Below are 12,887 nucleotides of genomic sequence, written 5' to 3'. Positions count from 1 at the left end.
CACCTGCCCGCATCCTCTTTATTTAGCCACTGATACAGGTCGCCATGCGTCTGAAACTGATCAAACTCGCCGGCTTCAAGTCGTTCGTCGAGCCGACCCGCATCGAACTGTCGGCAGACATGACCGCCGTGGTGGGCCCCAATGGCTGTGGCAAATCCAACGTCATCGACGCGGTGCGCTGGGTGCTGGGGGAGAGCTCCGCCCGCCATCTTCGCGGCGAGAACATGACCGATGTCATCTTCAACGGCTCAATCAACCGCAGTGCGCACGGGCGCGCCTCGGTCGAGCTGGTGTTCGACAATCCCCATAACCGGGTGCCCGGCGAGTTCGGCCGCTTTACCGAGATTTCGGTGCGCCGCGAAGTGCTGCGCGACGGCTCCAACCACTATCAGATCAACGGCCAGAAGTGCCGCCGCAAGGATGTGACCGACCTCTTCCTCGGCACCGGTCTTGGCCCCCGCAGCTACGCCATCATCGAGCAGGGCACTGTCAGCCGACTGGTGGAGTCGCGTCCGGCCGATCTCAAGCTCTTTATGGAAGAGGCCGCCGGGGTTTCCCGCTACAAGGAGCGGCGCCGCGAGACTGAGCAGCGCATTCGCCACACTCAGGAGAACCTGGAGCGCCTCGGCGATATTCGCGGCGAGCTGGGTTCGCGCCTTGACCACCTCAAAGCCCAGGCCGAAACGGCCGAGCGCTACAAACAGCTCAAGAGTCGTTCGCGCGCCGCTCGCGCCGAGCTGATTGGCTCCGAGTTGTGGGCGCTGGAGACGCGCCTTGGCGAGGCCAAAACTGAACTGGCGCAGGCCGAGCAGGCGCTGGCTGCGCTCGATGCCAAGCGCACCGCGGATGAGGGGCGCCACGTCACCCTGTCGGTCGCCAGACAAGAGGCGCAAGCCGAGCAGGCGAGCCGTCAGCAACAGATTTTTCTCGGCGGGCAGGCCATCGCCCGTCTCGAGCAACAGCAACTGCACCAGAGTGAACTGGGGCGCGACTGGCAGGCCCGTGCAGAGGCGCTGGGCGAGCGGATTGCTACCCGCAAGGCGCAGCTTGCCAGCCAGCAGGATCAACTGACCGAAGGGGTATTGCGCGCCGAGCAGGAGAGCGCCCGGCTGGAGCAGTGTGAGCAGTTGCTTACCGAGCAGCAGGAGGCCCGCCAGCACGCCAGCGAGCAGCTGGAGCAGGCCCGCCTGCGCCAGCAGCAGTGGCAGCAACAGTTGGCCGGGTTGCAGGGCCAGCTCAACCAGACTCGCACCCGGTTGGGTGGCCTGCAGGAGCTGCAAGCCAAGACCCGACTGGCCCGCCTCAAGCTGGAAGATGAACGCGCTGGCCCCCTCGGTACAGAGGCCGACGATCTGCAACCGGCCCTCGATGCCCTGAGTGGTGAGCTGGAGCTGACGCGGGCGGCCAATGGCGAGCTGACCGAGCAGCTGGCGCAGGCGGTCGACACCCATGAACAACTCAAGCAGCAGCATGGCCAGCAGTTGAGCCTGCAACGGGAGCTGGAGGCGCGGCTGGCGACCCTGGATCAGATCCTCGGCGAACAGATGGAGGGGGCGACTCTGGCCGACCGGTTGCAGGTTGCCCCCGAATGGGCACAGGCGCTCGATAAAGTGCTGGGTCGCTGGCTCACCGCAACGCCGGCGGACGAGTGCAATCTGGCGCAAGAGGGGCTCTGGATTGGCCCGGCGCAACCGGCGGTTGCCGGTACGCTGGCGGCGCAACTGGGTGGTGAGCATATTCCTGCCTTCCTCAACGCCATCTGGCTGGTGGAGAGCCGGGAGGCCGCATTGGCCCGCCAGCCAAGCCTTGCGGCCGGTGAGTCGGTACTGACTCCTGCTGGCGACTGGCTGGGGCCAAACTGGGCAGATCTGGGGCAGGGCGTGGCGCTCGGCACCATGGCGCTGCTCGGTGAGCGTGAGCGGTTGCATACCGAGCAGGATAAGGTTGCCGCGGGGCTGGCACAGCTGAGCGAGCAACTTGTCTCAGCCGATGCCCGGCGTGCCCAGCTTGCCAGTGCGCAGGAGTTGTCGCAGCGAACCTTGCGCGAGCAAGAGCTGAAATGGCAACAACTGCGCGAAGCCTGGAGCCTGCAACAGGGTCAGCGGCAGGAGCGGTTGCAGCGGCTCGGTCAGCTTGGCGAAGAGCTGAGCCGGCTCGATCAGGAGCAGGCCGAAGAGGCAGCGCGACTGGCCAGCGCCCGTGAACAACTGGAACTTGATGAGGCGCGCCTTGCCGAGTTGCAGGAACAGGGGGAGCCGCTGACACAAGGGTTACAGGTTGCTCAGGAGCTGCTGACCCGCTGCGAGCGGGCGGTCGACGAGGCCCGTGTGCGCCGCGAGCAGCAACAAGCGGCCTGCCAGCGTTTGCAACTGGAGTTGGGCAATCTGCGCCAACTCATTACCCTGGGCGAAGAGGAGTTGGCGAGGCTCGGGCTGGAGCTGGCCGGGCTGAAAGGGCCGGATAGCGAGGCAGTGCCGGATCTGGCGCCCCTGCTGGCCGAGCAGCGTAATCTGGAGGCGCAGCAGCTCGCCTGCCATCAACGGCTTGCGGAGCTGGAGCGCCAGCTCGGTGAGCTGGAGCAGGCCAGAAGTGCCGATCACAAGCAGCTGGTGACGTTGCAGGAGAAGCTGGCAACCCTGCGCCTTGAGCGCGAACGCAACCTCACCCGTCGACAGGGGCTGCACGAGCAGTTCGAAGAGTTGGGGGTTCGACTGGTAGATCTCGATCAGGCAGTGTTGATCGCCGCTGATCGCAGCAAGTTGCGGCAGGAGATCCAGACCCTGGAGGGGCAAGTGGAGGCGCTCGGCGCCATCAACCTGGCGGCGCTGGAGGAGTACGAAGAGGCGAAAAACCGGGCAACCTATCTTGAAAATCAGTGCCAGGATCTCGAGCAAGCGCTGGAAACCTTGAGCCAAGCCATTAAAAGAATTGATAAAGAGACACAAATACGGTTCCGGGACACTTTCGATAAGGTCAACGAAGATTTAAAATCCCTGTTTCCAAAAGTGTTCGGTGGGGGCAGTGCCTGGCTTGAGCTTACCTCCGATGATCTTTTGGAGGCCGGAGTGAGCATCATGGCGAGACCTCCGGGTAAGAAGAATGCTACCATTGCCCTGCTTTCCGGGGGGGAGAAGGCGTTAACCGCGCTTGCGCTGGTTTTTGCCATCTTCAGACTCAACCCAGCACCTTTTTGTCTGCTGGATGAGGTGGATGCACCGCTCGATGAAGTGAACGTCGGTCGCTTCTGTTCTCTTGTCAAAGAGATGTCGAGCACAGTACAGTTCGTTTACATCAGTCATAATAAGGTCTCCATGGAGATGGCTGAGCAGCTGGTTGGCGTCACGATGCAAGAGCCCGGGGTTTCTCGCATTGTGTCGGTCGATATCGGTGAAGCCGTCGCTTTGGCTGAGCAAAACTAGAAAGAGAAGCAGCTAATGCAGGAATTGCGTTACATCTTGGTTGCCCTGGGCGGTATTGCTATTGCGGCATTGCTCATTCACGGGTTGTGGAGCAACAAAAAGAATCGTCAGGCACCGATCAAAGAGAAACCGATTGGACGGATGGACTCCAAGTCGCGGGATCGTGATAACGACGCCTTCGACAGCGATGGCATCGGCCAGGTACGCGTGGTCAGTGGTGGCCGTCGTGCCGAGCCCAAGCTGCGCAGTGAAGAGAGCCGCCAGCCGGAACTCGGTCGTCGCCCTGCCGTCCCCGCCTTTGATGATGAAGATGACGAGGACGATCTGCCGCCGCCCGTAGTGCGCAAGCCTGCTGCCCGCCCGGTTCCGCCGCCTCCTGTCTATGAAGAGGAGGAAGCGTTCGACGAACCGCTGCCCGAGGAGATCGACGAGGCGCCCGCCGCGCCGGTGCGCAAACCTGCTCAGGTCAATCGTCGTACCCCAGTCTACCGTTCCCGTCCCCAGCGCGAGCCCATGATGCAGTCGCTGGACGACGAGCCGCTGGTCGAGCCCGCCTACGCGACCGCCCCGACTTTTGGTGCCCGTGCAGAGACAGTCCGTACCGCTGACACCGTTCGTGCCGAACCGGTGCGTACTCCCGAGCCGGATTATCAGCCGCAGCCCCGTCATGTGGCTCCCGAGCCTGTGTATGAAGAGCCTGCCTATGTGGCACCTGTACCTGTGGTTGAAGAGCCGCGCATGGCGCCCCAGCCGGTCGAGAAGATCTGGCAGGATGTCTATGTCATCAACCTGATGGGCCGTCCGGGTCACGACTTGCAAGGTGCGACCCTGCTCTCATCCCTGATGGCGCTGGGCTTCAAGTTTGGCGAGATGGATATTTTCCACCGTCACGAAGATCCCAACGGCAAGGGTGAAGTGCTCTTCTCCATGATCAACATGGTCAAGCCGGGTACCTTCAACCCGTACAGGATGGAGCAGTTCACCACGCCGGGTGTCTCCCTGTTCATGCAACTGCCGCTGCGCAGCAATGCCGCGTTTGCCTTCGAGGACATGCTGCAGGCTGCCGATCAGCTGGCCAGCGATCTCGATGCCATGCTGACCGATATGGATCGCAGCCCGCTGAGCGATGAGACCATTGCCCGTTACCGTCACGAGCTGGCTGCCTACGAGGCCAGTCGCGACTAATACGCCATGCGGGTCGAGTGAAGAAAAAGTGCGGTACCCAGGTACCGCATTTTTGTTTCTACCCCGGCCGTATGTTCAATCACACTTCGAGACTTTTTCATGAGCGACACCCTCTCCCGCCACCGTCAATTGTGTGAACTGCTTACCGAATATGGTCACCAGTACTATGTGCTGGATAACCCCACAGTGCCGGATGCCGAATACGATCGCCTGATGCGCGAACTGATCGCGCTGGAGGCTGACCACCCCGAGCTGAAAACACCGGCGTCGCCCAGCGTGCGGGTCGGCGGCCAGCCGCTGACGGCGTTCAGTCAGGTGCGTCACGAGATCCCCATGCTCAGTCTGGATAACGTCTTTAGCAGCGAAGAGTTGCAGGCGTTCGAACAACGGATGAGCGATCGCCTCAAGCGTGACGTGCGTTTTACCTTCTGCTGCGAGCCCAAGCTCGATGGTCTGGCGGTGAGCCTGCTCTATGTAAATGGTCAGCTGGTGCAGGCGGCCACCCGGGGCGATGGCGCCACCGGTGAGGAGATCACCGAGAACGTGCGTACCATCAAGGCCATTCCGCTCGCATTGCGGGGCTCTGGCTGGCCCGATCGGCTGGAGGTGCGTGGCGAAGTCTTTATGCCCAAGGCCGGTTTTGAGGCGATGAACGCCAAGGCGCTGGCAGCGGGCGAGAAGGTATTTGTCAACCCGCGCAATGCCGCTGCTGGCAGCCTGCGTCAGCTCGATTCACGCATCACCGCCAGCCGTCCCCTGAGCTTTTACGCTTACGGTGTCGGTGTTGGCGGCGAGCTGCTCGGTGACTCTCACTTTGGTCGCCTCAATCAGCTCAAAGCGTGGGGGCTGCCGCTTAGTCCCGAGGTGAAGCTCAAAGAGGGGGCTGCCGGTTGTCAGGCGTTCCACGACGACATTCTGGCCCGTCGTGGCGAGCTCCCTTACGAGATCGACGGCGTGGTCTACAAGGTCGATGCCATCCCCCTGCAAGAGGAGCTCGGCTTTGTGGCCCGCGCCCCGCGCTGGGCGACTGCCCACAAGTTTCCAGCGCAGGAGGAGATGACCCTGCTTGAGAACGTCGAGTTCCAGGTCGGCCGCACCGGCGCCGTGACGCCGGTGGCCAAGCTTAAACCGGTGTTTGTCGGCGGCGTGACCGTTTCCAACGCCACTTTGCACAACGCCGACGAGATCGAGCGTCTTGGCGTCATGGTCGGCGATACCGTGATCGTGCGCCGGGCAGGGGATGTGATCCCGCAGATCGTCGCCGTGGTGGAGGCGCAGCGCCCAAGCGACGCCCGCGCGATCCTCTTCCCGACCGAGTGCCCGGTGTGCGGTTCGGATATTGTTCAAGAGAAAAAGATCGTCCAACAAAAAACCAAAACACTCGAAAAAATACTTGCGACTCGTAAATGTACGGGAGGGTTAAATTGTCTAGCTCAAGTCAAAGAATCTCTCAAACATTTCGTTAGCCGTAATGCGGTTGATATAGAAGGTGTTGGTGATAAAGTCATTGAACAGTTAGTAGATGGTGGATTAGTTAAACATCCAGCAGATCTATTTAGATTGAGTGTTGATGATTTTTTAAAATTAGATGGTTTTGCTGAAGTTTCAGCAAAAAATGCATTTGATGCTATCCAGGCTAAAATTGGTACAACATCCTCTATCGACTTTTTATTTGGATTGGGAATTCCATCTGTTGGTCAAGTTGTAGCAGAAAGACTGATTGTTGAGCTTGGATGCTTGGATAATATAATTTCAGCACCGAGAGGAATTATTAGTCAGATAAATGGTATCGGTTTAGATATTGATGCGGAAATATCAGACTATTTTAGTGCTGCTTCAGTAAGCGATTCGGTTATGGAACTAGCCGATGTAATGGGTGTGGAAAGATCTGGAATATCAATATCCAGAATGTATAAAAGAAAATTTTCAATGGCAAAAATCATTGAAGGTTTAAATATTGATGGCGTTGCTAAGACTTTCTCTGAAGCTATATCTAAAGAAATAACTTTGGATCAGTTGTGCAATGGTTTACAGCATGGTGATTTGGTTGGTATCACAACCACAGCTGGCACAAGTATCAGTAAGCAAAAAATTGATGCAGTTGTCAAAGGTATTAAAGAGAAGAAGCCCTTGCTTGATGCGGTCAAGATCTATGTTGATAAACATGCACTATTGGATGTTGACGATTTATTGGATTCTGAGCCAGCGGAAAAATCAGATAGTTTTATCGCGGGTAAGTCATTTGTAATCACTGGCAGTTTTACGTTCATGTCGAGGGATAAATTGAATTCAAAACTAAAGGAGCTTGGTGGTGAATCTAAAACTTCAGTGTCAAAAAATACAGATATGTTGATTATGGGTGATAAGGCTGGTAGCAAATTGAAAAAAGCGACCGAGCTAGGTATAAAAATCATTAATGAAGATGAATTGCGTTCTCTTCTGGAGTCTGAAAATGGAATTTAAGTATTCTGTTGATGGAAGTGAAGGTAATGTGTACACCGTTATTGTTAAAGAAAGTAATGGCGTATTCAATTTATATTGTGATTGTGCTGCTGGTTCTTATGGAAAGAAGTGTAAGCATAAATCAGGAATAATTGAAGGTATATTGAACGGCCAAATTAATGATGTTTTCAGGTCTGATTTTTTAGGTTCCGAGTTGTGTTCTCATTATCTTTCTTTGAAAGAGAGTGAAGCAGAGTTGGAGCAGATGAAGAAAGACGTTAAACGTAAGACCGCTCGTTTTGAAAGAGTCATGGCTGGATAAACATTATCCATGTCTATGAACCCGGCCTTAGTGCCGGGTTCTTTTTTCTGGATGTTTAGGTTCTCACTCACGCCAGAGGATCTTGTGACGCCATTTGTCGGGCACGGTGAGCTGCCAGCGGGCCAGCTCGCTCTTGCTGAAGACATATTCGCCGCGCAAGGCCGCGCGCGGGGAGATGGTACGGGGCAGGGTGCCCGCCAGAATGGTATTGGTGAGGCTGGCTGCCTGTATCCCCTGATCGTGGCCGTCCAGCACCAGCCCGCCGATGGCCATCCCCTTGCCGACGGTAAATTCCCAGAAACAGAAGAGCGGCACCGGCGTGTTGGCGCTGGTCCACTCCAGCACCGTCTTTTCGCTCACATGCTTGCCATTGTCATCGACCAGCGTGTGGTAGAGGCCGAGGAAGATCGCCTGATAGCCGTTCTTCTTGGCGTTGAGCACCGCCTCCTGCCATAGGCTGTAATCCCCCATCAGCTGGCTGTTGATCCGGGTCTGGCCGACCCGCAGCTCGGTCTGGGTCTTGAATTCATCCTCGATGGCGGTGAGGGCCACATTGCTGGAATCAAACAGCACCAGTGCCTTGTCGAGCCCTCCCATCATCTGGCTTATTTCGCTGATGTTGCGTTTGAGCAGGGGGCGCTCCAGCACGCCGGTGATCTTGGGGTGGCCGACAAAGCCTTTGAGGCGCGGGTTCTCGTTCATGCCAAGAAATACCACTGGAGTGCCCAGCGAGGCGATCTCGTTGGCCAGATAGTTGATGGCGTTGTCATCCCCCAGTACCACCAGATCCGGTTTGCTCTTCAGATAAAAGGCGATGGCTTGCTGGGCTATTTCGTCGAACTTCTCCCGTGGATGGCGTTTGGTGTCCATATAGAAGTGAGTGATCTTGTGCTCCCCCTGCAAGCCATCGAGCAGCCCTTTGTTGTAGCTTTGGTCCCACAGGTATTCGGGATGGTAGCTGCTGATCACCAGAATGTTTGCGGCCCAGAGCGGCAGTGAGAGGGTGGATAGCAGTAGCAACAGCAGGGAGGTGCGCATGGGTTGTCCCTTGTCGAGGGGGAGAGAGTTCTTGTTCAGTATGGGCGGTTTTGGTTGGCGCTGTCATCTCGAAACCGGTGCTGCGGGGGGCGATTTTTTTCGGGTTGATAGATCGGACGCCAGCCCGCACCCTGCTTGAGATTGGATTTGAATGGGGCTATTTTTGGTTGGTCGTGAACTGTCCCGCTCGCTGAAAAACCTGTTCTGGATCAAGAAATGAGGCTGCGCTTTGGTGCCTAATAGACACCACATATAGGGACGCATTCGTTTTTAATCCCTATATGTTGTGTTATTAAGCTGTGTATAAGCTGTTCCCTTCCTATCTTCAGCCCAGGCTTGTCAAGCCTCGGCTGAATTTATTTGCGTCCAGGACGAGATGCCGGGAGGGGGGCCCAACAAGGGTGAGCCAGAGGCAAATGCCTGGCCTTTTAACGGGGAAAATTCATGAAACCGGTTGTGATCAAACGTGACGGATGTCGCGCACCATTCAATGCCCAGCTGATTGCAGAGGCGGTCAGCCGTGCGGCGGAAGCGGTCAATCAGGCCAATCCGGCACTCGCCTCCCGCATTGCCAATGCGGTGAGTCAGGAGCTGGAAGGGCGTGGTGAAGTTGATATCCACGAGATCCAGAACCGGGTCGAAAACCACCTGATGGCTTCCGACGACAAGGCCATCGCCCGTGCCTATATCGAATATCGTCACGACAGGGATCAGGCTCGCGAGGCGCGCGGCCGTCTGGCGCAGGAGATCCGCGGTCTGGTCGAGCAGACCAACGCCGCCCTGCTCAACGAGAATGCCAACAAAGACTCCAAGGTGATCCCGACCCAGCGCGACCTGCTGGCCGGTATCGTCGCCAAGCACTATGCCACCAGCCACATGCTGCCCCGTGATGTGGTTCAGGCTCATGAGAGCGGTGATCTGCACTTCCACGATCTCGACTACTCGCCTTTCTTCCCGATGTTCAACTGCATGTTGATCGACCTGAAGGGGATGCTGACCCATGGCTTCAAGATGGGCAATGCGGAGATCGATACCCCGAAATCCATCAGCACCGCCACGGCCGTGACCGCCCAGATCATCGCTCAGGTGGCGAGCCACATCTATGGCGGCACCACCATCAACCGCATCGACGAAGTGCTGGCCCCCTATGTGACCATCAGCTGGCAGAAACACCGTGAAGTGGCCGAAGAGTGGGGCATTGCCGACGTAGAAGCCTACGCCATGGCTCGCACCGAGAAAGAGTGTTACGACGCCTTCCAGTCGCTGGAGTACGAAGTCAACACCCTGCACACCGCCAACGGTCAGACGCCCTTCGTCACCTTCGGCTTTGGCTTGGGGGACAGCTGGGAGTCGCGGATGATCCAGCGTGCCATCCTCAGCAACCGTATCGCTGGCCTTGGCAAGAACAAGAAGACCGCCGTGTTCCCGAAACTGGTGTTCGCCATCAAGGATGGCCTCAACCACAAGCAGGGCGATCCCAACTACGACATCAAGCAACTGGCGCTGGAGTGTGCCTCCAAGCGGATGTATCCGGACATCCTCAACTACGACCAGGTCGTGAAAGTGACCGGCTCCTTCAAGACCCCCATGGGTTGCCGCTCCTTCCTCGGTGCCTACGAGGAGAATGGCGAGCTGATCCACGAAGGTCGCAACAACCTGGGTGTGGTGAGCCTCAACCTGCCGCGCATTGCCCTGAAATCCCGTGACGAAGCGGACTTCTGGGATCGTCTGGATGCCTCCCTGCGGGTCGCCAAGAAGGCGCTGATGTACCGCATCACCCGTCTGGACGGGGTGAAAGCACGGGTTGCTCCGATCCTCTATATGGAAGGGGCTTGCGGCGTGCGGCTGAAGGCGGACGACAACGTCAGCGAGATCTTCAAGAACGGTCGTGCCTCCATTTCCCTCGGTTATATCGGGGTTCACGAGACCATCAACGCCCTGTTTGGTGACAAGGTGCACCTGTTTGACAGCGTTGAGCTGCAACAGAAGGCCATCGCCATCATCGCCCGTCTCAGGGCGGCCATTGATGAGTGGAAAGAGGAGACTGGCTACGGCTTCAGCCTCTACTCCACCCCGAGCGAGAACCTCTGCACCCGTTTCTGCCGCATCGATGCCAAGGAGTTTGGCGTGGTATCCGGCGTGACCGACAAGGGTTACTACACCAACAGCTTCCACCTTGATGTGGAGAAGCAGGTCAACCCGTACGACAAGCTGGACTTCGAGGCGCCCTATCCGCCCATCGCCAGCGGCGGCTTCATCTGCTACGGCGAGTACCCCAACATCCAGCACAATCTGGAAGCGCTGGAGAACGTCTGGGACTACAGCTATGACAAGGTGCCCTACTACGGTACCAACACTCCCATCGACGAGTGCTACGACTGCGGCTTCACCGGTGAGTTCGAATGTACCTCCAAGGGCTTTACTTGCCCGCGCTGCGGCAACCACGACCCGGCCAAGGTGTCGGTGACCCGCCGTGTCTGCGGCTACCTCGGCAGCCCGGATGCGCGCCCCTTCAATGCGGGCAAGCAGGAAGAAGTAAAGCGCCGCGTCAAACATATGTAAGCGCACAGGCGATGAAGAGCTGGCCCCTGACTCAAGGGGCCATTTTCATTGGAGGGCGGCAGTTATGCCGCTGTCCCGTGAACGAGGCAGGAAACAAGCGATGCACTACCACCAATACTACCCGGTCGATGTGATTAACGGCCCCGGCACCCGTGCCACCCTGTTTGTCTCCGGTTGTGAGCATCAGTGCCCGGGTTGCTACAACCAGAGCACCTGGCGGCTCGATGGCGGCAAGCCGTTCGATGAGACGATGAGCGATCGCATCATTGCGGATCTCAACGACAGCCGCATCACACGGCGAGGTCTGTCGCTCTCCGGCGGCGATCCGCTCCACCCGGCCAATGTTCCCCACGTGCTGGCACTGGTGAAACGGGTGCGCGCCGAGTGTCCGGGCAAGGATATCTGGTGCTGGACCGGTTATCTGCTCGGCGAACTGTCAGAGGCCCAGCGCGAGCTGGTGGCCTTGCTGGATGTGCTGGTGGATGGCAAGTTTGAAAAGGAGTTGGCAGACCCGGGCCTGCTCTGGCGTGGCAGCAGCAATCAGCAGATCCACGATCTCAATGCCTGGCGTGATGCCGGTGAGTGAATTCCCTGTCTGGTTTGCAGTTGAAGTCCGGGATGTTTATGGTTAGCCCATTCCAATCCTGACGACTTTTTTGAAAAGGAGAGCCGAGATGAACAATCTGCTCAAGATCCTGCTGGCCATTTTCCTGCCCCCGGTGTGCGCGTTTATCCAGGTGGGCTTTAGCCTGCACTTTTTAATCAACATAGTGCTGACCCTGATGGGCGGTCTGCCGGGCATGGTCCATGCTCTCTGGTTGGTGGTGAGCGACAAGCGCGGCTGATGCCAGCGGCTGGTTAGTGAGCTCATTGACGATAAAAGGGCCAACCTCTCGGGGTTGGCCTTTTTGTTCATGTTCATACGAATACTTTTTCGTTAGGATGGGTGACTGACCAAAAGGGCGCGTGTTGAGCGGCCCGCAGTCCGGCAACAAGCACCGGCAAAGAACAAGGAGCGTTACATGAATTGGAAAGTCGCAGTATGGTCAGGTCTGGCAGTGACACTGTTGCTGGGGTGCTCATCCCGTCAGGAGGTAGCGCACGAGCGCGCTCCGATCGCTATCCCTCTCGAGCAGTTGTCCAGCTACTGGGTTCAGGAGAAGCAGTGGTCATGGCTTGGTAATGACGAGCCCGCCCTGCCGGCCAAACCGGTCAAGGGGTATGTGGAAGTTCGCTATCAAATCGACGCCAGCGGCACGCCGGTCAAGCCGGAAGTGGTGGCGGCCGAGCCCCCCGGCGAACTGGAACAGAGCGCGCTGGCGACCCTCTCGCGGATCCGCTACAGCCCGGCAGAGGGCAACCCGGATGCCATTCCGGTCGAGGTGACCAACCGCTTCGAGATCGAGATCAACTGATCCCCCATCACTCTTATGCCAGAGAAAGAGAGACCCCGGCCAGGCCGGGGTCACGTTTATTGCTGTTTGCAGTCGTTGTAGGCGGTCTGCCACTCGCCATCCTGATCCCGCAGCTCGACAAAGCCCTCATCCCCCTTGTTCCACCAGACGGCCTCATGTTCGTCCGTATAGCGGGCGCCGGAGGCCGAGACGGCCTGGGGCAGGGTGTAATCCTTGCCGTCCGGCAGTGACAGCTTGATAAAGTTGAGGCTTTCGTCGGAGAGGGAGAAGTAGCGCACCTGCACCTTCTTGCCCTGCTCGCACTGGTAACTGACCGGTTCGCCACCGGTGACTGAGAGGGTATTGCCCTGATTGCAGCCAGCGAGCAGGCCGAGGGCCAGCGCACCAGCGGCCATCATATGTACCTTATTCATGATTACAGCTCCATTGGTGTCATACGGGCGTGAGCCTAACAGGTTGCCGTTATTGTGCAATCCGCACGGCCATTCGGTGCGTCGCTGGCTG

10 protein-coding genes are annotated in these 12,887 nt (G+C 57.9%); 8 read left to right on the top strand and 2 right to left on the bottom strand.

The window, feature by feature from the left end; translation table 11 throughout:
* Positions 1–44: 44 nt before the first annotated feature.
* From BN1139_RS13030 to BN1139_RS21415, 4 genes are all read left to right on the top strand, one after another.
* Positions 45–3,419, top strand: a complete 3,375-nt coding sequence (locus tag BN1139_RS13030; protein ID WP_005349859.1) for an AAA family ATPase — start codon at positions 45–47, stop codon at positions 3,417–3,419.
* A 15-nt stretch (positions 3,420–3,434) separates the two neighbouring features.
* Positions 3,435–4,604 (top strand): cell division protein ZipA, encoded by a 1,170-nt coding sequence (zipA, locus tag BN1139_RS13025; RefSeq protein WP_005349861.1) that lies wholly within the window; start codon positions 3,435–3,437, stop codon positions 4,602–4,604.
* 99 nt (positions 4,605–4,703) lie between these two features.
* Positions 4,704–7,067 carry an NAD-dependent DNA ligase LigA gene (gene ligA, locus BN1139_RS13020; RefSeq protein WP_005349864.1) on the top strand — a complete coding sequence of 788 codons (2,364 nt, stop codon included), beginning with the start codon at positions 4,704–4,706 and terminating at the stop codon, positions 7,065–7,067.
* Positions 7,057–7,368, top strand: a complete 312-nt coding sequence (locus BN1139_RS21415; protein WP_013724005.1) for a hypothetical protein — start codon at positions 7,057–7,059, stop codon at positions 7,366–7,368. Before ligA ends, BN1139_RS21415 begins: the two co-directional genes overlap by 11 nt.
* Before the next feature lie 63 nt (positions 7,369–7,431).
* Here BN1139_RS21415 and BN1139_RS13015 read toward each other — a convergent pair whose 3' ends face one another.
* Positions 7,432–8,406 carry an ABC transporter substrate-binding protein gene (locus BN1139_RS13015; RefSeq protein WP_005349866.1) on the bottom strand — a complete coding sequence of 325 codons (975 nt, stop codon included), beginning with the start codon at positions 8,404–8,406 and terminating at the stop codon, positions 7,432–7,434.
* Between the two features lie 444 nt (positions 8,407–8,850).
* Here BN1139_RS13015 and nrdD point away from each other — a divergent pair, with 444 nt between their 5' ends.
* The 4 genes from nrdD (at position 8,851) to BN1139_RS12995 (ending at position 12,383) form a co-directional block, all read left to right on the top strand.
* The gene (gene nrdD, locus BN1139_RS13010; protein WP_005349869.1) at positions 8,851–10,968 is read left to right on the top strand and encodes an anaerobic ribonucleoside-triphosphate reductase; all 2,118 of its coding nucleotides are present in this window, start codon (positions 8,851–8,853) and stop codon (positions 10,966–10,968) included.
* Positions 10,969–11,068: 100 nt separating this feature from the next.
* Positions 11,069–11,554, top strand: coding sequence for an anaerobic ribonucleoside-triphosphate reductase-activating protein (nrdG, locus tag BN1139_RS13005; RefSeq protein ID WP_013724004.1), 486 nt, complete (start codon positions 11,069–11,071; stop codon positions 11,552–11,554).
* A gap of 88 nt (positions 11,555–11,642) precedes the next feature.
* Complete coding sequence (locus tag BN1139_RS21035; protein ID WP_005338440.1) at positions 11,643–11,813, top strand: YqaE/Pmp3 family membrane protein; 171 nt, start codon at positions 11,643–11,645, stop codon at positions 11,811–11,813.
* A gap of 177 nt (positions 11,814–11,990) precedes the next feature.
* Positions 11,991–12,383, top strand: a complete 393-nt coding sequence (locus tag BN1139_RS12995; RefSeq protein ID WP_005349872.1) for a TonB family protein — start codon at positions 11,991–11,993, stop codon at positions 12,381–12,383.
* 56 nt (positions 12,384–12,439) lie between these two features.
* On the opposite strand, the gene BN1139_RS12990 is transcribed toward BN1139_RS12995, so the two are convergent.
* A complete protein-coding gene (locus BN1139_RS12990) occupies positions 12,440–12,796 on the bottom strand; it encodes an MliC family protein (protein ID WP_005349873.1) in 357 nt (118 codons plus the stop codon).
* Between the last annotated feature and the right edge of the window lie 91 nt (positions 12,797–12,887).

The organism is Aeromonas veronii bv. veronii, assembly GCF_000820225.1.
GTDB classification, from domain to species: Bacteria; Pseudomonadota; Gammaproteobacteria; order Enterobacterales; family Aeromonadaceae; genus Aeromonas; species Aeromonas veronii.
The sequence above is the reverse complement of the archived record's forward strand: the minus strand, read 5'-3'. Positions and strand labels throughout refer to the sequence as shown.